The sequence below is a fragment of the Terrimicrobium sacchariphilum genome (assembly GCF_001613545.1).
Classification (GTDB): Bacteria; Verrucomicrobiota; Verrucomicrobiia; order Chthoniobacterales; family Terrimicrobiaceae; genus Terrimicrobium; species Terrimicrobium sacchariphilum.
The window spans coordinates 3,219,694-3,242,431 of sequence record NZ_BDCO01000002.1; the positions used below are offsets into that span (position 1 = coordinate 3,219,694).

The window sequence follows — 22,738 nt, forward strand, 5'->3', positions numbered from 1 at the left end:
CCATGTTCTGCTTCCAGTGCCAGGAATCCGCCAATAACTCCGGCTGCACCATCAAAGGTGTCTGCGGAAAACCCGAAACCACCGCCGCCCTGCAAGACCTGCTGGTCTACACGCTCAAGGGCATCGCGGTTTACGTGCAGCGTCTCGCCGACCTCGGCCAGAGGGAAAGCGCTCACACGGACTTCGTCATCGAGAGCCTTTTCTCGACCATTACGAATGCCAACTGGGATGACGCCTGGTTCGTCGCCCGCATCGAGGACGGCCAGTATCGTCTCGACCAGCTCGATGCGCAATGGCGGGCTGCTGGCGCAGTCGATACCGGCGATCTGCCGGATTGCGCGACCTGGCGCGGTGATGCGACGCACTTTGCCCGCAAGGCGCAGATCGTCGGCATCCTCGCCGAGCCCGACGAAGACATCCGCTCCCTGCGCGAACTCCTCATCACCGGCATCAAGGGCATCGCCGCCTACGCAAAGCATGCGGGCGCGCTCGGCTACCGCAGCGCGGAGGTCGATGACTTTTTCTATGAGGGCCTCGAGGCCACCACGCGCTCCATCGGCATGGACCAGCTCATCGCGCTGGTGATGAAGGCAGGCGCGGTTTCCGTCACCGCCATGGCGCTCCTCGACAATGCCAACACCTCGACCTTCGGCCATCCCGAGATCACGCAGGTGAATATCGGCGTAGGCCAGCGCCCGGGCATCCTCATTAGCGGACACGACCTCAAGGATATCGGCGAACTGCTGGAGCAAAGCAAGGACGCCGGAGTCGACATTTACACGCATGGCGAGATGCTCCCAGCGCACTACTATCCCGCCTTCAAGAAATACCCTCACTTCGTCGGCAACTACGGCGGCGCCTGGTGGCAGCAGACTGCGGAGTTTGAGGCCTTCAACGGCCCCGTCCTCCTGACCACGAATTGCCTCGTCCCGCTGCGCAGCCAGAATACCTACCTCGACCGGCTCTACACCACGGGCGCGGTGGGTTATCCCGGCGCGAAGCACATTCCCGTCGCCTCGCGCGGCGGAGCAAAGGACTTCTCCGCGATCATCGCCCAGGCGAAAACCTGCGCCCCTCCGCGCGAACTGGAGACCGGCACGATCGTCGGCGGCTTTGCCCACAATCAGGTGCTCTCCCTCGCGGACAAGGTCCTCGACGCGGTAAACTCCCGCGCGATCGAGCGCTTCGTCGTTCTCGCGGGCTGCGATGGCCGCCACAGCGGGCGCAGCTATTACACGGAGGTCGCGCAGAAGCTGCCGCAGAGCGCCGTGATCCTCACCGCCGGATGTGCGAAGTTTCGCTACAACAAGCTCGACCTCGGCAACATCGGCGGCATCCCGCGCGTGCTCGACGCCGGGCAGTGCAACGACTCGTACTCCCTCGTCATGATCGCGCTCAAGCTCAAGGAAGTCCTCGGCCTTGCAGACATCAACGACCTGCCGATTTCCTACGACATCGCCTGGTACGAGCAAAAAGCGGTCTGCGTGCTCCTCGCCCTGTTGCACCTCGGGGTCAAGGGCATCCGGCTCGGGCCCTCGCTCCCAGCCTTCCTCTCGCCCAATGTCGCGAAGTTCCTGGTCGAGACCTTCGACATCAAGACGATCGGCACCCCGGAAGAGGATATCGACGAAATGATGACCGGTATGGCAGCCTGACCGGATGTTCATCTATGGGAAAACCGCCGCGAACGGCATCGCCGTCATGAGTTACCTCGCGGCGGACCCCGCGCGGCGGGCGGGCTCGGGCGAGATCGCACGCGCCCGGGGCATCTCCGTCGCCCTGACGGCCAAGCTCCTCACCCAACTCGCCGCTGCTGGCCTGGTCAATGGCCAGCCCGGCCCGGGCGGTGGCTACACGCTGGCGCGCACCGCCAGCGAGATCTGCCTCTTTGACATCGTCGCGCTCTTTGAACAGACCGACGAACCTTCCCGCTGTCCCTTTGGCCCGAACTGGTGCGGCCACGGCGAACCCTGTCCGCTGCACAACACCATCGTCGAGATGGTGGAGAACAACCGCCGCTTCATGGAGAACACCACGCTGGCGATTTTTCAAAAGACGAACGCGTAGCGGTACGAGTTTCCCTCGGCGAATCAGGCAAAACACGGGTTGGGATTGCCTGCCCGTGACGGCATCGGACATGCTACCAGACTTGTGAGTAGCAGTATGGCAACAGAGCGGTTTCCGAAGCTGACGATCTGCGGCGTCCATGAGCTGGACGCGCTGGATCTGTCAAATTTCAGCCACGTGATCTCGATCTGGGATCCGGTCTGGATGGAGCGAGGAAATCATATCGAGAAACTGCGTGCCAGGCTGACTCCGGAGGCGAAGACGCACTTCACCTACATGCACGATATCTCCGCACCGACCGACGAGCAGGTGGTGCCGACAGCCGAGAAGATCGCTGAGATCCTGGAGTTTGGCCGGGAAATTACCGACTCGGACAATCTCCTCGTCCACTGCTGGGCGGGGGTCTCGCGCTCAACCGCCGTGGCGTATTCGCTGCTGTGCTCGCTGAGCCAGCCCGGTGAGGAAAAGAAATGCCTCACCACGATGCGCGAAAGCCGCCCGCAAGCCATGCCCAACGAGCTCATCATCAGCCTCGCCGATGACCTGCTCGACCGGCGCGGGGCAATGGCCCGGGCTTGCAAAAAATAAACATCCCGCTGGTCTCGCGGGAGTTCGCAGTTACCTTGCGAGCTCCACCATTTCACCGCACGATTTTCTCCTGATGACTTCGCAATCGACACCTGGCCGCGCCGAGCAGATTTCCACCCGCATTGTCTTTTTCATTGCGGGCATCGGCATGGCGGCATGGGCTCCGCTGGTACCTTTTGCCAAGGTGCGGGCACAGATCGACGACGGCATACTCGGCCTCCTCCTGCTTTGCCTCGGGGCGGGCTCCATCGTGGCAATGCCGCTGGCGGGGGCGCTCTCGGCAAAGCTCGGCTGCCGGATCGTCATCACGGCGTCGAGCATCCTGCTCGCCGTGGCGCTGCCCTTCCTCGCCACACTCTCCAACCTTCCCGGCCTGATGATCAGCCTGCTCGCCTTTGGCGCGGGGGTGGGTTCGCTCGATGTGAGCATGAATGTGCAGGCCGTGATCGTGGAGCGGGCCAGCGGGAAAACCATGATGTCGGGTTTTCACGGCATGTTCAGCCTCGGCGGCATCGTCGGGGCGGCGGGGGTGACCATGCTGCTCGGGCTGGGCGTGAGTCCGCTGCTGGCGGTCGTGGTGGTGCTCATCCTTATCACGCTCGCCATCATTGCCTCCGTCCGGGATTTGCTTCCCTACGGCAGCAGCAGCGACGGTCCTCTCTTCGCCGTGCCGCATGGCATCGTGCTTTTGATCGGCATCGTGTGCTTCATCGTCTTCCTCACGGAGGGTTCGATGCTCGACTGGAGCGCCGTGTATCTCATTTCGCACCACGGCATGACTCCCGCCCAAGCCGGGCTGGGCTATGCCGCTTTTGCCTGCACCATGACTCTGGGACGCCTCACCGGAGACGGCATCGTTCACCGCCTCGGCGGCCCCAAGGTCGTCCTCCTCGGCGGCATCTGCGCCGCCCTCGGCATCGGCGTAACGCTTTACCCTTACTGGCCCACCGCGCTGGTCGGCTACGCCCTCGTCGGCATCGGATGTTCCAATATCGTGCCGGTGATGTTCTCCTCTGTGGGTCGGCAAAAGGTCATGCCGGAAAATGTCGCCATTCCCGCCATCACGACGCTCGGATATGCAGGCATCCTGGCGGGCCCCGCAGCGATCGGGTTCATCTCGCACCTGTCGTCGCTCTCGGTTGCATTTGCCTTGATCACGCTGCTTCTCATCGCGGTGGCCTTGAGCGGACGCTTCATCCGGGCATAAGAATTCCTTTGTCAGCCCCGCCCTCCCGCGGCGAGAATCCTGGCGTACCGTGACACCCACCGACACGCCCGGCATTCTCACTCGCCGCATCGAGGTCCCCTCCTCCGCCATCGACGCCAATGGCCACGTAAACAATGTTGTCTTTGTCCAGTGGATGCAGGATGTCGCCATCCAGCACGCCAACGACTCCGGCGCAACCGCTGCCGCCCGCGACGACGGAGCGACGTGGTTCGCCCGCTCGCATCACATCGAGTATCTCCGCCCCGCCTACGTCGGCGAAGTCATCGAAGCCGCCACCTGCATCGTCACTGCCAAGCGCGCCACCTCGACCCGCCGTTACCGTTTCACCCGCCTCTCCGACGGCGTGGTGCTCGCACAGGGGGAAACCGAGTGGGTCTACGTCTGCGCGGAAACAGGGCGGCCGCGCTCGATTCCCGAGAGCGTGCGCTTGTGTTTCCCGCTCGCCGATCTCGGCTAGCGGCATTCGGCGTTCGATTTCCCCTCGGGTTCGCGCTACGTTATTTCTCCGAAGGGAACCGCCATGTCCGACACGCCTCAACCCCGGCCACCTGCCGCCTTTGCGACGCGGGCCATTCACGCAGGGGAGCACCCCGATCCCGTCACCGGAGCGTCCGCGCCCAACCTCGTGATGTCGACGACCTTTGTCACCGAGGCGGGGGCTTCATTCTCGGCGGAGGACTTCGGGGAAAACACGCCTTTCATCTACACGCGATGGGGCAATCCCACCATTGCCCAGCTCGAGCGCAAACTCGCCAATCTGGAGGGTGCGGAGGCCTGCATCGCCTTCGCCAGCGGCATGTCGGCCATCACCAGCCTGCTCCTGCAAACGCTCAAGCCCGGAGATCATTTCATCCTCTCCGACGTGAGTTATGCGGGTACGGCGGAGTTTGCCCGCGACTTCCTGCCCGCCCACGGCGTCGAGGTGTCGCGCGTCGATCTTTCCGATCCCGCGCTGCTGGAGGCAGCCCTCCGTCCCAACACCCGACTCGTCTATGCGGAGACCCCGGCCAACCCGATTCTCAAGCTCACCGACATCGCCGCCGTCGCCGACATGGCCCACCGCGTCGGGGCCAAGCTCGCCGTCGATTCCACCTTTGCCACGCCCATCGCCACCCGACCTCTGGACCTCGGGGCCGATCTGGTCGTGCATTCGCTGACCAAGTACCTCGGCGGGCATGGTGATGCCGTAGGCGGCGCGGTGCTCGGCAGGACTGATGATCTCGCCCCACTGCGCAAGGGTACCGGCATTCATCTCGGGGGCACCATCAGCCCCTTCAACGCGTGGCTGATCATGCGCGGGCTGGCGACGTTGACGATCCGCATGCGCGCCCATGAAGAGGGAGCTCTCGCCGTGGCAAATGCCCTGGAGAATCATCCCAAGGTGAAACGTGTCATCTATCCCGGCCTCGCCTCGCACCCCCAGATGGCGCTCGCCCGGCGGCAAATGAGCAACTTCTCCGGCATGCTGACCTTCCAGATTCACGGAGACGGGGAGGAAGTGGCCCGCCAGCTTTCCGACCGTCTGCACACGGTTCATTACGCGGTCTCGCTGGGCCACCACCGGAGCCTGATTTTTTACCTCTCCACCTCCGAAATGCTTCGCACGTCCTTCCTGCTCACGCCGGAACAGGAAGCCGTCTATCGCTCCTTTGCCGGAGATGGGATCTTCCGTCTGTCCGTCGGCCTCGAGGACCCGGGCGATCTTATCGCCGATCTGTCTCAGGCACTCGGTTAGGATTCGCCAGCCGGTAGAGACAGTGCTCCCGCAGCACGTGGCCAGGCGGGACGACGGGATGCTCAAAGGTGGCCTCGCGCTGCATGCCGAGGCGCTTCATCACCGCCTCGGAGCGGGTATTGACCAGAGCGGTAAAAGACACGATCGAGTCGAGGTCCAGCTCGCGGAAACCGAATTCCAGCGCCCCTCGCGCACCTTCGGTGGCAAACCCCTTGCCCCACCATTTTCTCGCAAGCCGCCAGCCAATCTCGACACAGGGCATGAACGGAAGCGGCGCCGTCGGAATGTGCAGGCCGAGGAAACCAATGAACTCGCCCGACTGCTTTTCCTCAGCCGCCCAGAACCCCCAACCACGCTCTGCGATGAGGTCGTGGCATCGCTGCGCATAGGCGCTGCTTTCCTCCTCGCTCAGGGTGGCGGGGAAATAGCGCATGACCTCGGGATCAGCGGTTAGCGCGGCGAAAGGTGCAAAATCCTCCTCGCGCCACTGGCGGAGCCGGATGCGGTCGGTCTCGATCTCGCGCGGTATAGGGAAAAACATCACACGGTGCGCCTCCTGCGCATCATCAGCCTCAAGCACCTCAAAAACGGTCTGGAGGTTGCGATGGGCGAGATGCGGATAGACCGAAGCAAGCGCAACCTGTAATCGGTCCGCCATGGGAAAGCCGGGACGCCCGAGATTCACCGCGATGTGATTCCATTCCGCAATCCGCTCGTTTCGTTCCCCGGAGGAAAGAAACCACTCTGCCACGGCGGCATCGTCCTGCCCGGATGCGGCGAGGATTTCCTCCCGGGTCAGGTGAAAAAACGCCAGAAAATGCCCGTCAATACCAGTCGGGTGGCAGAACCTCGCAGCAAACTCAGGCGGCAGTGCGCCTGCGGCAAATTGCCTGGCCTTGAAAATCAGCCGGCACAACCAGACACAGTCGGCCAATCGCTCGACCGGTCTGGGCATGGTTACGACATCACTACTCATCAACCTCTCTGGAGCCAGCACAAATCACCGGCGCCTCAAGACTAGCGCGAGTTGATTCCGTTCCGATACTGAATGTACGCAGTGCGGGCGGCGAGATAGCGATCGATCGTGTCCTTCGTAGCCGCATCGTAGGTGTCGATCTGCGCCGGAAGCGAGCGCATCGTGTTCGCCGCGGGCACGGCGATATACCACACCGGCTGGCCCCAGATGTATCCGCACCAGGTGATGGGATTCAGCGCCCAGTCACCCGCCAGCCCCACGCCATCGCGCAGGGTGGTAGGACCGATCAGCGGAAGCACGAAATAGAAACCATTCGGAATGCCCCATTTGGCAAAGGTCTGGGCGGTGTCTACCGGCGGCAGGTCGGCCAAAGCCGGGATATGCTGGGCCGGACGCCCCAGCCCGCCGATGCCGACGGTGCTATTCACGAGAAAGGCTCCCGTCTGCTTGCCTGCCCCGGGCAGGTCGGCCTGCAGAAGGTTGTTGGCGAGACGCACGGGGTATTTGACGTTCTCAAAGGCATTGCCGATCGCCTCGCGTCCCTTCTCGGGAACGATGAACTTGTACCCGATGGAGACGGGCTTGAGGATGTAGCGGTAAACCTGGTGATTGATCCAGAAGGTGACGCGATTGACCGGCTGGAGCGGATCAGGCACCTGAGCCACGGTGGCGTAGGTATCGAGGTCATCCGTGGGACCGGCCACGGCCTTGCCGCCCACGGCGGCTTTGCCGTCGGCAGGGGCTGCGGGCGCTTCTTTCTTGGTGGTCGCACAGCCGACAAACAACGCGGAGGCGAGCGAGAGGCACAGGATCTTTTTCATTAGGGGTTATTCACGGCGTTGGTGAGCGCAGCCAGGACGGCGTTGGCGCCTCCCTTTTGAAACTGTGCGTCAAATTGCGAGCGGTAGTTGCCCACGAAGCTCACGCCTTCCACCACGACATCGGTGATGCGCCAGTCTTCGCTTTGCTCCAGGCGATAGATGACCTCGTATTTGCTGCCCTTGTAGAGCACCACGGTCGGCACCTCGGCGCGACCGGGAGCAGGCGTGGCCGCCGCCTTGTAGGTCACCTCGGGACGCTCGCCGATGGTGTAGCGTCCGGCATAGCGGCGGATGATGAGGTCGGTGAAGAGCGAGATGGCTTTCTTCTGCTGGTCGGGAGTAAAGGTCTTCCATCCCGGCCCGATGGCCCGCCGCGTCATGGCAGGAAAGCTCATGTTTTTTTCCAACACCGGGCGCACTTTTTGCATGAGCACCTCGTTGTTGGGTACTTTCTCGGCAATGGCGATGAGTTCGTCATTGTTTGAGCGCACCTTTTGCTCCGCTACGCTCTGGGCCATCGCAGGGACGGTCAGCGAGACGAAAGCAGCAAGAAGGAGAAAGAGACGAGGCGTGGTCATGGTTGTGGTTGAGGCGTGGGCTGGCCCTCGGCCGGTTTGTCCGCGGAGCCAAAAGCCATTTTTCCGATGAGCGACTCCAGATCCACGGATGATTCGGTCATGGTGATGCGAGTGCCAGGTTGCAGGTAGGTTTCATCCGCTCCCGGAGAAAGCGCAACAAATTTGTCTCCGATCAACCCAGATGTCTTGATCGACGCCATGGAGTCCGTCGGGAGGTGCAGGACGGACTGCACCCGCAGGGTCGCGATGGCGCTGAAATCGTTTTTGTCGAGCCGGATATCCTCCACCCGGCCAACGGTCACACCTGAAACCACCACGCTGCCACCTTTGTGCAATCCGCCAGCGTTGGAAAAGCGCGCCTCGATCACGTAGGTGTCGCCCGAGGGGAGATTGCCGGCGCCGAGCTTGATCGTGAGATAAAGCACAGCAGCAAGTCCCATGAGGACAAACACGCCCACGAGGAGCTCAAGACGGGATGGTTTCATTTTGGAGAAGTCTGTAATGCAGCAAGAGTGTTGCCAAGTGCCTCGACACTGTCACGGAATCCTGTGACGACCGGGAGCGTCGAGGAAGAAAAGTCCGCCGGGGTACCGTCGAAGCGAAGCTGTCCGCCCTCGAGCAGGGCAACGCGGTCGCTGGTAACCAGTGCCTCGGGTACGTCGTGCGTGACGACAAGCGCGGTAAAGGCCAGCTGCCGTTGGTACCGGGCGATCATGGCAAAGACGGCATTGCGCCGCAAAGGGTCGAGTCCTGCCGTCGGTTCGTCGAAGAATACCAGCTCGGGCTTGGTGACGATGGCTCGGGCCAGGGCGAGCCGCTTTTGCATACCACCCGACATCTGGCTCGGGTACCGGCCGGCGAAGGTGTCGATCTCGAGCTGCCGCAGCGCCTCCATGGCCTGCTGGCGGATTTCGCGATTGGAAAGATCGGTCGTCTGCTCGAGCGGGAGAGCGACGTTTTCCAGCGCCGTGAGGGAGTCAAAGAGAGCGTTGCTCTGGAACAGAAAGCTGCACCGATGGCGAAAATCCGCCAGCGACGCCGGGTTGGACGCCGAGAGGAGCTTCCCATCGAACCGCACCTCGCCCGCGTCCTGCGTGATCACGCCACCCAGGCATTTCAGGAAGACCGATTTCCCCGCGCCGCTGGGGCCGAGAATGGTAAACACCTGCCCGCGCCGGACCTCGAGGTTGATGCCAGATAGCACCTCGTGCGAGCCGAAGCTCTTGCGTAATCCCGTGACTTGCAGCAGTGGCGCGCTCATGGACTAGACCAGGAATGAGGTGATGGCGTAATCGACCGCCAGCACGACGATGCTGGACAGCACCACCGCACGAGTGGTGGACGCGCTCACCGCCCGAGCGCCCGTGGCCGTGGAGCAGCGGTGTGCGTTGTAGCCGTAATAGGAGCAGATGGAAATCGTCAGCAGGCCGAAGGTCGCGGCCTTGATGAAGCACTCGCGCACATCCGCCATCTCGACCGCACGCTCCACCGCCGACCAGTAGATGCCGGGATCGACGCCGAGGAGCACGGAACCCGAAAGGCTCCCTCCGTAGAGGCCAATGGCGACGAAAAGGGCGGTTTGAAGAGGAAAAACGACGAGAGCCGCCAGCAGGCGGGGCGACACGAGATAACCATGGCTGTTGATACCCATGGTCTCGAGCGCCACGATCTGCTCGGAGTTGCGCTGGATGCCCAGCTCAGCCGCGAGGGCCGATCCCGCCTGGCCGACAATCATCAGGGCCGCGAGCACCGGAGCCATCTCCCGCACGAGGCTCAGCGAGACCAGCGCTCCCAGCAACCCCTCCGACCCGAAGCGGCTCAATACGTAGTACCCCTGGAGCCCGAGAACGAGGCCGGTGAAGATGCCAACGATGAGAATGACCGGCAGGCAGAGAGCCCCCTGTTCATAAAAAGCACGCACAATGCGCCGAGGCAGACGTCGCGAACCAATCGCACCACGAAAGGATGCGATCACAAACAAGGCAAACTCGCCCAAACGGGAAACGAGATCCAATGTATTGCGACCGAGCACTCCTACCACAGGCGTGGATACTTGGCAGGCGGCGGGAAGTTCTGCAATCCGATGTTTCGTTCCAACGAAAAGAACCGACAGGCTTTTTTAGCCATCCGGTCAACAGGTCTCCTCACCTGCACGGCCAGAGCGCCTACTTCGCCGTCGAGGCGGGAGTTTTCAGGTCCTCCGGGGGTGGAGCCATGATCGGCGGTCCCCGGAAGGCTGATACGATCGCCCCCACGAGGCCAATCATGGCAGCGAGGTGAAAAGCCGCGCTTTGCCCGCTGGTGTAGATCGCAAATACCGCCTCCCTGGCATGCTCCGGGTGATAGCCGGCGAGAAGCTTCCCGGCTCCGGTCCCGGCCACGGTTGCCCCGAGGATAGCCGCCGCCAGCGATACACCGAGGGCCTGGCCGAAATTCCGCGCCATGGCAAAGAACCCATTGGCCGAGCCGAGCATTGATTGTGGGACGGCAGCCAGGACAGAGGTGTTGTTCGGCGGATGAAAGAGCCCTCCGCCCGCCCCGATGAGGGCGACGATTCCGGCCACGAGCAGGAGTCCCCCCGTCGGCCCGAGGAAGGAAAGAGCCAGCACGCCGCCCGCCGTACAGAGCAGGCCAAACGACGCCACCACCCGGGCGCTGATGTATTTGGAAAGTCCACCGATGATCTGACTGGTGGTTGTGAGCGCAACCGAAAGCGGCAGCATCAGCAATCCTGCCTGAAACGGCGTCAGCCCCAGCACCGCCTGCGCGTAGAGCGGCACGAGAAAGTAGCACGATGCCGCTGCCACAAAGTATGCCGCCGCCGCGAACGACCCACACACATAGGCGCGCAGCCGAAACACCCGGGGATCGAGCAACGGAGACGCCATGCGGAGTTCCACCACCAGGAAGATCACGAGCAGGCCCAGCCCTGCTCCCAGCAGTTCCCAGGGAAAACCCTGCGCAGCCCGCGAAGCCAGCCTCTCGACCAGGAGAAAAGGGATGCCAATCAAGGGAATCGACAGCATGGCCCCGGCAAGGTCGAAGCGCCCCGCGCGCGAGCAGCTCTGATTCCTCAGGATCAAGGCATCAAGCAGCAGCCCGGCAGAGGAGATAAGCGCGATGACCAGGAAGATCGACCGCCACCCGAAGGCCCCGATCAAGGCTCCGCCCAGCAACAAGCCGACCACCTGTCCCATGGCCAGCACGGAAGCATTGATCGCCATGGCCCGCCGTCGCTCCACCTTGGGAAACACCGCGGTGATTTCCGCCATCACATTGGCCAGCACCAGCGCCCCGCCGATCCCCTGCACCGCCCGGCAGGCAATGAGCACCGCCAGCGTCGGAGCGAAAAGACAGGCCAGCGAAGCTGCCGCCAGAGCGCCCATGCCGAGAATGGTGACGGTCTTGCGTCCCAGCCGGTCGCCCAGTCGTCCCGCCACCAACAACGAGGCCGTAAGGGCGATCATGTAAGAAAGCATCACCCACTTCACCTCATGAAGCCCGATGCCAAATTGCGCCGCCATGGCTGGCAAAGCCAGCGTCACGATGAAGGCGTCCATGTACACGACGAAATTTCCGCACTCGACTGCTCCCAGCACCCACCAGCGGCGGTTGGGACCGTGTGCCGCCTTTAGTATGGGACGTCCGGGGATATTCATGATCGGCGTTCTAGGCGGAGAATGGCTGGTTCGTCAAATCGCCGGGGCGGAAGATTGTAACCGCAATCCGCCCCCCTCCAGACCTCCCCGGTAATTTCGTTTCATCGTTTCATTCTTAAGAAATGAAACGAGAAACGAAATTCACACCATTGGGAGAGCGTATGTGGCAGGTGTTTTCCGCAAACACCCTAAAGACATTTGGGGGACCTTGTGACAATCTCCACGGCCGTGGTTTTTTTACGCTTTGGCATAATCGGTCTGCTGGTCTCCCTCCTTTCCACCGGCGGGAACACAGCGGAACCGCAGACAACGATTGCGGTTTATGCGCGCCATACCTTCCGCGGTGTTTCCAAGGCGGTCCCCCCGGAGGTGATCAACCTGCCCGAGATCGGCTTTCAGTTCTCGCCACCCATGTTTGCCTACGGGATGGATGCCATGCCCGAGGGATTGCGCATCGCGGAACAGGTCTATCCCCCCGGCTTGCGCGCTGCCGTCGAATTGGCGGGGCAGGCGGTCGGAGCCGGGAAGCTCGACCAGCACTGGGATCTCATCCGTCCCGATCTCGGCACCTCACGCGATTTTGAAACCGCACTCTCCATCCAGCGCGGGCTGGGAGGCAAGGTTCCGCTGGTCGGGGTCCCTTCGCGCGACACCGAGGTGAAGGACTTTGTCACCTCCTTCGACCCCAGTGTGCTGGCACCAGAGACGATCGAGGAGTTTCGCCGCAAGATCACCCGGGAGGAAAGTATCGCCATCCGCCAGTCGACTGCCGAATTTCTCCAATCCTTCCAGCAGACGGTGATGGGCGCGGTCCATCCGGTTGCGATCCCTGCGGTATTCCCGAATGAAAAGAAGGAAGCTCCGATCTTCCGTGAAACGGCAAAGCTCGCAGTTTCCTTGGAAATGGCCTCGGCGAAAGGGCCTCCCCTCCGCATCCTCTTTGACAAGGCCCCCGGGCCAACGGACGTCGGCGCGCTGATCCGCACCGGCCTGAAAGTGAGCGCCGCCCGATGGATGATAATGAATCCCGGTGCCGTCGGCTCCATTCAAGCCTGGTTCCCCCTTCACCATATCGACCAGCTCCCGCCCGGTTCCCGACAGATTCTCGTCGGCCATGACGTCCAGTTTTTCTTCATCCTTCGCAGCCTGGGGATGATTTCCCTGGCAGATGATTTCACCAGTGGCCCGGTCCTCCCACTGGACTCGATCATTTTCGCGTTCCGCGGGGATCGTGTGGCTGCCGTAAGGCTACAGGTCCAGCTCCGGCGTGATGGCTCGGCGGGAAAATTCCAGCCCGCGCTTCTCTGGCAGGGCAGCCGTAGCGAATGGGAGTCGCGCCTCGCCCATATCCGTAAACAGTTGGAAAGCCATCCCGACATCGCCCGGCTGCTCCGTACCTATCGTCAGCCCGAGCCGGTCGTGCTCACGATCGACCAGGAGTAAGCACAGCCCCATCGCAGGGGATCACCGTTACCTCCGCACCGGGAGCCGCCCTCAGGATTCCGGCGCGGATTTTCCCGGCCTGCCGAAGAAAGTCGCCGACCGGGAGCGCGGAATCGCACAGAACCTCCACGTCGACAAAAATCCGGTTCCCCGAGTGTCGCGACCGAATCCGCCGCACCGGCCCGCTGAGGTCGCCCGATACACTCAATTCCTTGTCGATCCGAATCCGAATCGACTCCTCCACCGCCTCGTCGAGCAGGGCCGAGAGCGATTGCCGCAGGAGCAGCAGGGCGCTTTGCACGATGAGGGCCGCCATCGCCAGGGCACCGACAATGTCGAGATAGGCGCCGGCCGAACCCGCGAGTGCCGCCACTCCGAGCGTCGCGATCGAGAAAAAGGAGGCGCAGGCGGCGTTGCGATACATCACATACTGCGCATGGATCAGCGGTGACCACTCCGTGCGAAGCAACCCGCGGAAGCGCATGGCCAGAGCGACATTCACGCAGGCAAACACCAGCAATACCACTAGCCCGAATCCCGTGTGCTCGACCGGGCGCGGATCAAACAGGCTCTGCACCGCGCGTATCGCGAGAAAAACCAGACCGACAAACATCAGCGGCACATTCACCAGCGACGCGAGATTTTCCCACTTCCCGAGCCCGTACTCAAACTTCCCCACCTGCCTCCGCAGGATACGTGCGCTCACGTAGAGAGCGAAGAAACTCGCGGGCAGTTCCAATCCCACTCGCAGACAATTTGCCCACAGGGTCAGAGAGTTCGCCACCCATGCTGCCGCCAGCGTACAAACAAATGCCACTGACTCGCACCACACCATGACGACCAGGGTGCGATGGCGGTTATGCTCGGTACTGCTCATGAATTTTACCTATCTCGATCATGGCACAATAAAAGCGCCATGATGATATCGCAGCCCGCCGCGGTCGCCGGACGCCCCGCTTTTCACCGACCAGCCCAGCCCCCTCCTCACATGCCTTTCATCTCGCTATACACACGACCTCACGTCCTTTCCCTTTGCCTGCTCGCGATGGGTTGGCTCCTGTCGATGGTTCCAGGCACCCTAGTGGCGGCGGATTTGCGCGGCACCGTTACCGATGAGTCTGGCCAGCCAATTCCGGAAGCCCGTGTGCTTATTTCGACCGCGCAAGTGCGGGAGGGCTTCAGTCCCCTTTGCCCATCATGCTACAGCGACTGCGGGAAAGCGGCGACCACCGACTCGGACGGCCACTTCACCATCGCAAATATCGACGACGCGCTGTTGTTCAATGTCCTCATCGCGGCCAGGAGCTAAAAAGCTTTCCATTTGGAGGTGAGGCCAACCTTTTTCGTGATCTCACCTGCGGGTGTGATTCTCACAGCGACGCACGACCCGGAGGCAGCGTTGCAATCTCTCGCGAGCACGCTCGCAGAGACAAACCGCCCGTAGCGAAAGACGCTATCCTAGCGCCACCAGATGTTGCGCGTGCGCGGATTGCCGGCGGACTCGAAGGAATCCCCCTCGTCAGCGATGACCTTGTCGAGTTCCTCGATGGTGAAGTCGAAGCCATCCTGCACCGCCGAGGCGACAAACTCCTCCTTCGTCTCGAAGGCATTGTATTTCGCGCGCAGGTCCTTGTCTTTGCCTCCCGCGAGCAGCAGGCGTTCCACGTTCTCTCTGGACATAAATGATGATGGACGGAGTTGTGCGCCACTTTCCGGATGACGTTTGCCACCCCTGAAAACGACACGGTTTGCTTTCGTTCCACCAAGACAGGGCCGCTACCCTCCCAACCGGGAAAATGCCCCTGCACCCAAGGCGTCTGTTACAACTTTTTGCTAACAGATCACGGGCCTTCTGACAAGACGGCTCGCATGGCTGCCGCGCGATTTCGCCATTTCGCCTCGTCCCTGGCCTCGCCTCCTGGCAGGATTTCGAGGTTCGCAAAGCTCCCAAAGTTTCTGCTCTCTCCTGATGGCCAGACGCCGACTCCTCCAAATCCAGGGCATTACCCGCGCAGAGCGCCATGCAGTCACCTCGCAGGCCTCCGATGCGGTCATCGCCTGCCGCGGGTACATCCTCGACTACCATCAGTTTTCCAATATGGCGGTGTGCTTCACCATCGAGATTCCCTCAGCGAGACTGGCGGACCTGCGCATTCATCTCGCAGAGTTGGAGATCGATCTCCAGCCGCCATCTCCGGAGGAACTCACCCTCTCCACCGCGACCGGGGAGGTCGCCGCCAGCCTGCGAATCGCATTCATCCATAACGAACCTGATTTGCGGATCGAGGTCCCCGCCATCCCTGGCTGACTGAAAACGACGATCAGTCCGGCCGCGCAGATCAACTCACATGCGATGCCAATACCCAATTGCTACAATGATGATCGGTAACATCAGCAAAAGCCATCCGCCCGCGGCAACCAGCCAACCCGGCGTGGTACCGGTGATCGCCCCGCGTCCCGTCATTCCCGTAAACCCACCCATCTCCTCGCCAAACCAGATACAGGCCATCGGCAAGACCAGGAATATCGCCACCCGCCACACGAGTTCCCAGCCATGGGTGAAATATGCCAGGCAAAGATAGCTGAGTGCCACCCCCAGTGAGAAAAGTCGATTAAGGTTCATTCGGTTGAGCCAGGTCGTTCCGGCAAATGTTCTAGAGATTTTCCGAATCCCAGGCTAGCAGGCCACCGAGCAGAAAAAATCGGGAAATCCATTTTGCAAATCCCAACGATTCTCATGCAGCGCTTTGGCTCCGATCCTCCTCATTTCCGAAAAATCCTTAAAAAGACACGATATTATGAAGAGTTCGTGAAAACCGATCATCCCTCTCGCATTCAAGGTCCACAGCGCCCGTAACGATCTCACAATCCCCGATGGAGACTCCTCCGTGTGACTCTCTGCTTTCACTCTCATCGCATTCCCCGTTACACTCTTCAGGTCGGGTTTACATGAGTATTGGCCGGTAAGTCCCGATGAGTTGTATACCCGATGAACCTCCTCCGTAAATTGTCGTCGATTTCCCGCTCGCGGCTGCTGTTCTTTCTCGGGGCGATGCTGTTCCTCGGCTTCCTTCTCACCAGCACGATCAGCTATCTCGTGTCGCGCCAGTCAATTCGCTCAGCCATCCTCCAGAACGAACTCCCGCTCTCGAGCAACAACATCTACTCGGAGATCCAGCACGACCTTTTCCGCCCGATCCTCATCTCGTCCCTGATGGCGAATGATACCTTTGTAAAAACCTGGCTGATGCAGGGCGAAAAGGACGAGTCGGCGATCACGGACTATCTCTCCCACATCAAGAAGAGGTACGGCACAATCACGGCATTCCTCGTCTCGGAAAACACGCGAAAATACTACAACGCGACGGAGGTGCTCAAGGTCGTCCGGGAGGACAATCCCGCGGATGAGTGGTTTTTCCGCGTCCGGAAGATGACGTCGGATTACGAAATCAACGTCGATCCCGACATGTCGAACAGCAATGCGATGACGATCTTCATCAACTATCGCATCCTGGGAAACAACGGGGAGTTCCTCGCGGCCACAGGCGTCGGACTCAGCGTTAGCGCGGTGAAATCCCTCATGCAAAAATATCGCGAGCGCTACCATCGCGATGTTTATTTCTACGACCTCAAGGGCAATCTCGTCCTCCGCAGCCCCGCCGCACCAGGAACTGCCTCCGAGATCCCTGCTCATGCCGGGGAAAAGGCCATGCAGACCATTCTCGAGCAGGTCGGCCGGGGCGATACGACCGCGGAGATCTCGGTAGTCGCAAGCAATGGCTCTCTCGCTAGCTACCGCTATATCCCCGAGCTGAACTGGGTGCTCGTGGTCGAGCAGGCCTCCGACGGCACGGGAGCCATTCTTTACAAGACTTTCGGACTCAACTTCATCGTTTGCCTGCTCGTGGCGGCCCTGCTTCTCGGCATCTTTCACCAGACCATCATTCGCTATCAGCGCAACCTGGAGGCCAAGAATCTCCAGCTCGAACGCGCCAAGTCCGCCCGGGACCGGCTTTTCTCCATCATCGGCCATGACCTGCGCGGTCCCGTGGGGAACCTGAAGAGCTCCCTTGAGTTGCTCGGCAACGATTCGCTCGACATGGAAACCTTCAAGGAGATCCGCGATGACCTCCACCGCGGGGTGGATCACGTCCTCATCGCCCTGAGCAATCTCATGGAGTGGGGCAGCCTCCAGACCAATCCCCTGGAAGCCAAACCGGAAAGCGTGAACCTCCACACTGCGGCGCATGACGAGATCCAACTCCTCGCTCTCCTTGCCAAGGAAAAGCACATTCGCATCGAGAACGCCATCCCCGCCGAAGCCTCTCTCTGGGCCGATCCGCGACAGATCAAGTCCGTCATGCGCAACCTGCTGTCAAACGCCATCAAGTTTACCCGGACGGATGGCCATATTTCCTTGTCCGCAAAACGGACCGCCAGTCAGTGGACCCTCGCCGTGACCGATGACGGGGTGGGTATGGACTCCGCCCGGAGCCATGCACTCTTTCATACCGATGCAGATTCCACTCTCGGCACCAGGGGCGAGCGCGGTCTGGGGCTTGGCCTGCAATTGTGCATGGACTTCGTGCAGGCCAATGGCGGGACGATCTCGGTGGAAAGCATGCCCGGCAAAGGAACGACCTTCCTCGTCACCCTGCCCGCGGCGCTCGGATCCTGAGGGCTTCGCCCCACCGGCGAAGCAGCATTGGCGAGGGGGTTGTTTTGTGTTACCTCCTCTCACCATGGTTACCGCACCCCCGTCAAGCCGCGCCTCCCGCCGGCGTACGCGTCCCTTCGCCGGTGCAGCACAGAGACACGCGATGCCCTGCGCCTGCTGCAGCCCGGCCGTACAGGCCATCCTCCAGCGGGTGATGAATGCCGGCATCGCCTCGCCGGAAACCGGCGTGCCTCTCGCCGAGGTCTCCCCTCATATCGAGAAGCCCCCAGTCGGACACGACACGCTCACCGCATCGGTCCGCCAACCGGTGCTGTTTTCCAACGTACGCCTTTTTGACGGCATCAAGCTCGAGGTACAAACCGGCCTCAAAGTCCTCATCGAGGGCGATCGCGTCTCAGCCATTCTCGGCGCAGGGGAAAAGGTCGCCGATGCGCAGGTAATCGATGGTCGTGGCGCGCTGCTGATGCCGGGCCTCATCGACGCCCACTGGCATTCCACGCTTTGCGCCATCCCTCAGATGGTGGCGATGACCGCCGATCCCGGCTACATCCATCTCGTGGCGGCTCGCGAGGCTGGTCGCACCCTGCTGCGGGGCTTTACCACCATTCGCGACGCGGGAGGACCCTCCTTTGCCCTCAAGCGAGCCATCGACGAGGGTATCACCTCAGGGCCGCGCATCTTTCCCTCCGGCGCAATGATTTCCCAGACCTCGGGCCATGGAGATTTCCGCCTGCGAGGTGAAATCCCCCGTCCTCCCGGAGGATCGCTCAGCCACGCCGAAGCCCTGGGAGCGGCCATGATAGCGGACGGCGAGACAGAGGTGTTGCGGCGGGTGCGCGAGCAACTCATGCTCGGAGCGACCCAGATCAAGCTCATGGCCGGGGGCGGCGTCACCTCCGCCTACGATCCCCTCGACAGCCTGCAATACACGGACAAGGAATTACGTGCCGGAGTCGCCGCAGCGTCCGACTGGGGCACCTACGTGATGGTGCACGTCTACACACCGGATGGAATCCAGCGAGCCGTCCGAGCCGGGGTCCGTTCCATCGAGCACGGCCAACTGGCCGATGAGGAAACCGCTCGCATCATGGCTGACGAAGGCGTCTGGTGGAGCCTTCAGCCGTTCTTTGGCGATGAGGACGCCAATGCACACGACGCCGCGGGCCACGCCAAGCAGCGCCTCGTCGCCGAGGGTACCGCTCGCGCGTACGAACTCGCAAAACACTACAAGATCAAGACCGCATGGGGCACCGACATCCTCTTTTCCCCAGCCAACCTACCCAACCACGCCCGACAGCTCGCCAAGCTCACGCGCTTCTATGATCCCCTCGAGCTTCTGCGTATGGCGACGGGTTCCAACGGGGAGCTTTTGAAAATGTCTGGTGCGCGCAGCACCTACGGCGGCGATCTGGGAGTCATCACGCCCGGCGCGATGGCCGACCTCCTGCTCGTCGATGGCGATCCCACAAAGGACCTCGATTTCCTCACCGATGCCGACAACCTCCATGTCATCATGAAAGGCGGCGTGCGCGTGAAAGACACCCTCCCGGCGCTTTGACACCGGGAGGATGCACTTCCCCCCAGGAAATACTCACTGGCACATCTGCAAAACCTCGGCAGGGCTGAGGGCGCGATTGTGAATCGTCACCTGGTCCAGCAATCCCACCAGTGATTCCGTCGTCGAGGTCTGGTCGAGCCGCGTGCCGAGAACGAGTGCGCCACTGCCGACCTTGATTTGCGCCAGCGCGGCGGTCGGCACGTTGGAATCAGCCACGCCATCGACATAAAATCGCACGGTGGCCGTACCACCATTGATCTCCACCACGGCCGCCACATGCGTCCACACATTCAGCGGCACGACCTGTGTGCCATTGAACTGGGTCGGCGAGGATGACCCGTTGCCAACCAGGAGATTGAGAGTCCCATTGGTGTTGAAGCGCAGCCGGTAGCCGTTGTTAAAGCTCTTCGCAATCAGATTGGGTCGCGCGGTGAAGGATGAGGACTGCACCTTTACAAAGGCCCCCATGGTCAACGCGGTCGTCATGCGCAGCGACGGACTGTCGGGAATGACCATGCGGGCCCCCGCTCCATCGTACATCCCGGCAAGACCTCCCTCCACTGCATCGCTGGAATAGCCCGCCCCGGCCAGGGCTGTTCCATTATTGCCTGCTCCCGAGGCATCCGAGACGTTTTGCTCCAGCCCGTAATAGCCGACGAGTCCGCTGGTGGGAAAAAGCGACTCGGGAGGCAGCCCCTGGTGAAGCAGGGATTCCCACTGGATGTGATAATACTGCTGCCCCCACAACCCGGAGGCAAAAATTCCCGCGGGAGCCGCCGTGCGATACCAGAGTTCGCTCCGGATCACGGGGAGGAGCTGCTCGAGCTTTGGCAGCGCCACCCCCAGGTTGTCATGGAAGCGATCGTAGGCGATCTCAAAGGGCGCGGCCATGCCATCACCCGCATTCAGCACGCCCGAGGAGGCAAGGGCGGCGGGCAAGGGCTCGGAAAGACGAAAGCCCGCATGCAACTCGAGGAATTTCGCGATGCGGTCCTGATATCCCGAGTAAAGATCAATACCCTGGCGCCAGGCGATCTCGGCAACATTCATCGCCGCGGTGAAGCCAAACTCCACATGCCCCAGATCGCGAAATGTCTCGCCACAAAGCCCGTCCACGAATGCCGGGACAGGATTGACGATGCTATTACGATTTGCCCCCATATACCACTGATCCATCAGCGTGTATCCGCTGGCGGCGGGCATGAGCATCATTGTCTTGTCATCGCCCTTGCCGGCAAAGGGATAGTTCGGATATCCGCTGTTGTAGGTGTACAGCCAGTCGGCTGACGATCCCATCGTCGGATAGAGGTCCTGATGCATGGCCCAGAGCGTATTGGCATCGGGCTGGGTAATGAAATAATCCGCCTGGATGGGAGTCGCCCCGTCGGAGGCGAGATAGAAGTAACACGGGACATAGCTAACCCATTGGTGCAAACCCATGTAGAGCGCAGCGCGGTCATCGTTGAAAATACCAATCGCCACCAGCGCATTGCAGACCGACAGCTCGCGGTTTCCATAAGCATAGCGAAACTTGAGTACAGGCAAAAATGCCCGGCTAAACATCGCCTGCACACTCGCCGTGTCGGCAGCCGTCCAGCCAGACCCCGGGGTATTGCGCAGCAACTCGGCTGCAGGAGCAAATACGGATGCCGCCCAGGCGGGGGCCAGATACCAGTTTGCCCCGACCTGTCCGAAGTTTTGTACCGTGGAGGCCCAGGCCAGGATCAGCGTCCGGGCGTTCTGGGCGTACTGGACGTCGCCGGTAAAATAAAAAATCAATGCCTGGTTGTAGGCCGCATACGAGTCTCCCAGGAAACCCGACTGGGTCGTCGGCTCAGCCACGGCCTGCGGAGTGCGGGTCAGCTTGGAATGTCCGCTTTTCGTCAGGTTCGTGTAATATGTTTTCCACGGCTCGGTGTTGCTCTGGATCTTGCCTTTGATGAAATCCAGCTCGGCTTTGGAGTTCATCATGCTGCCGTCGTGCACGATGGTCAGGTTTTGCACATAGCTCTTCACCGCGGGAAGATCAGCCGTTCCGGTAACGACTATTCCCAGGGAAGATGCTGCTGCCAGCGAAAAGGCGCAGAGCGCCGCAAGGAGGATTTTCATGATTCGAGGGGAGGTGATCGACGAACGGCTGTTTTCGCCGCCCGTCTGCATGTTTTCACCAGCAGGCTTCAACGCGCCGATCAATCGACTGCGGCGCATTCTCACCGTTGCCGAGACTCGGGCATCCGCCCACTGGCGGGGGGATTTCCGTCATGCCTAATACGATCCCCCATGCACGACAAGAACCTCGATTGTCTCCCTGTAGAAGCAACCAGATGCGTGACATATCTCTCCCGGGAGGGGGCCAACTGCATACTGGAAACGGAGAATCACCCGCGTTACCCTCCTTGCCACCATGCGCGATCCGTTTCTCCAAGCCGCCATCGATGAAGCCCGCCAGGGACTGGCCGAGGGTGGCATTCCGATTGGCTCCGTCATTGTCCATCAGGGCCGCATCATCGGCCGCGGCCACAACATGCGCGTCCAGAAAGGCGACCCGCTTCTCCATGGCGAGATGAGCGCCTTTCAACAAGCCGGGCGCCAGCCGGCCTCCGTTTATCGCGAGTGCGTCCTCTATACCACCCTCTCACCGTGTCCGATGTGCAGTGGCACTTCGCTCCTCTACAAGGTCCCGAAAATCGTTATCGGGGAAAACGTGACCTTCCTCGGAGCCGAGGACTGGCTTAAGTCGCAGGGAGTCAAACTCGTCGTCGCCCAAGATGAGGAGTGCATCTCCATGATGCGCCAGTTCATCGCCGACCGACCGGAACTCTGGAACGAAGACATCGCCGTCTAGACGGGCTGTCCCCGTGACATATCTCGGAGCATAGCTCCGAAAGGTGAAATCTCAGGACGCCACGCCCTTCCTCTCCCGGCTGCCGGGCACCTTCAGCACCGGGGCATCCTCGGGGACCCAGGGGTTGCGCGTATAGTCACTCTCCTTGATCGCACCGACATGACGGTGAATGAGCGCCAGTACCTCATCGAGATCGAGGCCCAGGTGTCGACGTCCATAAGGCAGCAGGTTTCCCTCGGCCAGGGCGAAAAGCCGCACCGCGGGGTGCATGCGACGGCCGTCCTTGGGATGCCATGGGCGGGCGTGTTGCTTCTTCAGATGAACGAACGCCCCAGCCAGCTGGATGAGCCCCTTGTAAAACGCATAATCCCCGTCCCGCACCCCAAGCCAAAGATGCTCGAGCACATCGTGCGCCTCGTAGTAGTCCTGCGCATTGAAGCACCCGAAGTACGCCAGATAGCAAGGGTCGTACTGAGAACCTTCCAGCCCCAGCGACCGCACATACGCCTCGATCCGCTCCCCCTTGCTCATTTCTCCTTATCCATTAACCCGCTCCGGCCGT

General features: G+C 61.4%; 25 protein-coding genes and 1 pseudogene. 13 read left to right on the forward strand and 13 right to left on the reverse strand.

The features are described 5' to 3' along the window. Nucleotides 1-2 precede the first annotated feature (2 nt). The 6 genes from hcp to TSACC_RS15095 all read left to right on the forward strand — a co-directional run bounded on the left by hcp (nucleotide 3) and on the right by TSACC_RS15095 (nucleotide 5,618). Nucleotides 3-1,655: a hydroxylamine reductase gene (gene hcp / locus TSACC_RS15070; RefSeq protein WP_075080064.1), complete on the forward strand. Its 1,653-nt coding sequence runs from the start codon at nucleotides 3-5 to the stop codon at nucleotides 1,653-1,655. A gap of 4 nt (nucleotides 1,656-1,659) precedes the next feature. After that, on the forward strand, nucleotides 1,660-2,067 hold the full coding sequence (locus TSACC_RS15075; RefSeq protein ID WP_075080065.1) for an RrF2 family transcriptional regulator: 408 nt from the start codon (nucleotides 1,660-1,662) through the stop codon (nucleotides 2,065-2,067). A gap of 96 nt (nucleotides 2,068-2,163) precedes the next feature. Further along, a complete protein-coding gene (locus TSACC_RS15080; RefSeq protein WP_075080066.1) occupies nucleotides 2,164-2,655 on the forward strand; it encodes a tyrosine phosphatase family protein in 492 nt (163 codons plus the stop codon). Between the two features lie 73 nt (nucleotides 2,656-2,728). Continuing rightward, on the forward strand, nucleotides 2,729-3,862 hold the full coding sequence (locus TSACC_RS15085; RefSeq protein WP_075080769.1) for an MFS transporter: 1,134 nt from the start codon (nucleotides 2,729-2,731) through the stop codon (nucleotides 3,860-3,862). 49 nt (nucleotides 3,863-3,911) lie between these two features. Continuing rightward, nucleotides 3,912-4,340, forward strand: a complete 429-nt coding sequence (locus TSACC_RS15090; RefSeq protein ID WP_202815977.1) for an acyl-CoA thioesterase — start codon at nucleotides 3,912-3,914, stop codon at nucleotides 4,338-4,340. 63 nt (nucleotides 4,341-4,403) lie between these two features. Continuing rightward, nucleotides 4,404-5,618 (forward strand): trans-sulfuration enzyme family protein, encoded by a 1,215-nt coding sequence (locus TSACC_RS15095; protein ID WP_075080067.1) that lies wholly within the window; start codon nucleotides 4,404-4,406, stop codon nucleotides 5,616-5,618. Here the strand turns inward: TSACC_RS15095 and TSACC_RS22770 are convergent. From TSACC_RS22770 to TSACC_RS15135, 8 genes and pseudogenes are all read right to left on the reverse strand, one after another. Then, nucleotides 5,587-6,159: a GNAT family N-acetyltransferase gene (locus tag TSACC_RS22770; protein WP_075080771.1), complete on the reverse strand. Its 573-nt coding sequence runs from the start codon at nucleotides 6,157-6,159 to the stop codon at nucleotides 5,587-5,589. The genes TSACC_RS15095 and TSACC_RS22770 overlap by 32 nt on opposite strands. Before the next feature lie 33 nt (nucleotides 6,160-6,192). Further along, nucleotides 6,193-6,594 (reverse strand): annotated as a pseudogene (locus TSACC_RS22775) (DUF5069 domain-containing protein); the annotation flags it as partial. Between the two features lie 41 nt (nucleotides 6,595-6,635). After that, nucleotides 6,636-7,415 (reverse strand): MlaA family lipoprotein, encoded by a 780-nt coding sequence (locus TSACC_RS15110; RefSeq protein ID WP_075080068.1) that lies wholly within the window; start codon nucleotides 7,413-7,415, stop codon nucleotides 6,636-6,638. Beyond that, nucleotides 7,415-7,993: an MlaC/ttg2D family ABC transporter substrate-binding protein gene (locus TSACC_RS15115; RefSeq protein ID WP_075080069.1), complete on the reverse strand. Its 579-nt coding sequence runs from the start codon at nucleotides 7,991-7,993 to the stop codon at nucleotides 7,415-7,417. Before TSACC_RS15115 ends, TSACC_RS15110 begins: the two co-directional genes overlap by 1 nt. Further along, complete coding sequence (gene mlaD, locus TSACC_RS15120) at nucleotides 7,990-8,478, reverse strand: outer membrane lipid asymmetry maintenance protein MlaD (RefSeq protein ID WP_075080070.1); 489 nt, start codon at nucleotides 8,476-8,478, stop codon at nucleotides 7,990-7,992. Before mlaD ends, TSACC_RS15115 begins: the two co-directional genes overlap by 4 nt. Further along, a complete protein-coding gene (locus TSACC_RS15125) occupies nucleotides 8,475-9,254 on the reverse strand; it encodes an ABC transporter ATP-binding protein (RefSeq protein WP_075080071.1) in 780 nt (259 codons plus the stop codon). The genes mlaD and TSACC_RS15125 overlap by 4 nt, the downstream gene beginning before the upstream one ends. Before the next feature lie 3 nt (nucleotides 9,255-9,257). After that, nucleotides 9,258-9,968 (reverse strand): MlaE family ABC transporter permease, encoded by a 711-nt coding sequence (locus TSACC_RS15130; RefSeq protein WP_202815978.1) that lies wholly within the window; start codon nucleotides 9,966-9,968, stop codon nucleotides 9,258-9,260. 190 nt (nucleotides 9,969-10,158) lie between these two features. Beyond that, nucleotides 10,159-11,652, reverse strand: a complete 1,494-nt coding sequence (locus TSACC_RS15135) for an MFS transporter (RefSeq protein WP_075080073.1) — start codon at nucleotides 11,650-11,652, stop codon at nucleotides 10,159-10,161. Between the two features lie 210 nt (nucleotides 11,653-11,862). Between TSACC_RS15135 and TSACC_RS15140 the strand changes: the two genes are divergently transcribed. Further along, a complete protein-coding gene (locus TSACC_RS15140; protein ID WP_075080074.1) occupies nucleotides 11,863-13,095 on the forward strand; it encodes a hypothetical protein in 1,233 nt (410 codons plus the stop codon). Here the strand turns inward: TSACC_RS15140 and TSACC_RS15145 are convergent. Further along, complete coding sequence (locus tag TSACC_RS15145) at nucleotides 13,076-13,972, reverse strand: cation diffusion facilitator family transporter (RefSeq protein WP_075080075.1); 897 nt, start codon at nucleotides 13,970-13,972, stop codon at nucleotides 13,076-13,078. The genes TSACC_RS15140 and TSACC_RS15145 overlap by 20 nt on opposite strands. A gap of 39 nt (nucleotides 13,973-14,011) precedes the next feature. Here TSACC_RS15145 and TSACC_RS15150 point away from each other — a divergent pair, with 39 nt between their 5' ends. After that, nucleotides 14,012-14,404: a carboxypeptidase-like regulatory domain-containing protein gene (locus TSACC_RS15150; RefSeq protein WP_075080076.1), complete on the forward strand. Its 393-nt coding sequence runs from the start codon at nucleotides 14,012-14,014 to the stop codon at nucleotides 14,402-14,404. 149 nt (nucleotides 14,405-14,553) lie between these two features. Here the strand turns inward: TSACC_RS15150 and TSACC_RS15155 are convergent, their stop codons facing one another. Next, on the reverse strand, nucleotides 14,554-14,775 hold the full coding sequence (locus tag TSACC_RS15155; protein WP_075080077.1) for a Nif11-like leader peptide family natural product precursor: 222 nt from the start codon (nucleotides 14,773-14,775) through the stop codon (nucleotides 14,554-14,556). 289 nt (nucleotides 14,776-15,064) lie between these two features. Here TSACC_RS15155 and TSACC_RS15160 point away from each other — a divergent pair, with 289 nt between their 5' ends. After that, entirely contained in the window at nucleotides 15,065-15,403 is a 339-nt protein-coding gene (locus TSACC_RS15160; protein WP_075080078.1) for a hypothetical protein, read from the forward strand. A gap of 36 nt (nucleotides 15,404-15,439) precedes the next feature. On the opposite strand, the gene TSACC_RS15165 is transcribed toward TSACC_RS15160, so the two are convergent. Then, nucleotides 15,440-15,718 carry a hypothetical protein gene (locus tag TSACC_RS15165; protein WP_075080079.1) on the reverse strand — a complete coding sequence of 93 codons (279 nt, stop codon included), beginning with the start codon at nucleotides 15,716-15,718 and terminating at the stop codon, nucleotides 15,440-15,442. 366 nt (nucleotides 15,719-16,084) lie between these two features. On the opposite strand from TSACC_RS15165, the gene TSACC_RS15170 reads away from it, so the two are divergent. After that, the gene (locus TSACC_RS15170; protein ID WP_075080080.1) at nucleotides 16,085-17,773 is read left to right on the forward strand and encodes a sensor histidine kinase; all 1,689 of its coding nucleotides are present in this window, start codon (nucleotides 16,085-16,087) and stop codon (nucleotides 17,771-17,773) included. Nucleotides 17,774-17,915: 142 nt separating this feature from the next. Next, nucleotides 17,916-19,331, forward strand: a complete 1,416-nt coding sequence (locus tag TSACC_RS15175; protein ID WP_075080081.1) for a metal-dependent hydrolase family protein — start codon at nucleotides 17,916-17,918, stop codon at nucleotides 19,329-19,331. A gap of 33 nt (nucleotides 19,332-19,364) precedes the next feature. Here TSACC_RS15175 and TSACC_RS15180 read toward each other — a convergent pair whose 3' ends face one another. Further along, nucleotides 19,365-21,440 (reverse strand): LamG domain-containing protein, encoded by a 2,076-nt coding sequence (locus TSACC_RS15180; RefSeq protein WP_075080082.1) that lies wholly within the window; start codon nucleotides 21,438-21,440, stop codon nucleotides 19,365-19,367. Here TSACC_RS15180 and TSACC_RS22150 point away from each other — a divergent pair. Both TSACC_RS22150 and TSACC_RS15185 read left to right on the forward strand, forming a co-directional pair. Then, entirely contained in the window at nucleotides 21,439-21,600 is a 162-nt protein-coding gene (locus TSACC_RS22150; RefSeq protein ID WP_169809664.1) for a hypothetical protein, read from the forward strand. The genes TSACC_RS15180 and TSACC_RS22150 overlap by 2 nt on opposite strands. A 135-nt stretch (nucleotides 21,601-21,735) precedes the next feature. Beyond that, the gene (locus tag TSACC_RS15185; RefSeq protein WP_075080083.1) at nucleotides 21,736-22,176 is read left to right on the forward strand and encodes a nucleoside deaminase; all 441 of its coding nucleotides are present in this window, start codon (nucleotides 21,736-21,738) and stop codon (nucleotides 22,174-22,176) included. Nucleotides 22,177-22,227: 51 nt separating this feature from the next. Here the strand turns inward: TSACC_RS15185 and TSACC_RS15190 are convergent, their stop codons facing one another. Then, nucleotides 22,228-22,707: a DUF309 domain-containing protein gene (locus tag TSACC_RS15190; protein WP_075080084.1), complete on the reverse strand. Its 480-nt coding sequence runs from the start codon at nucleotides 22,705-22,707 to the stop codon at nucleotides 22,228-22,230. Nucleotides 22,708-22,738 lie beyond the last annotated feature (31 nt).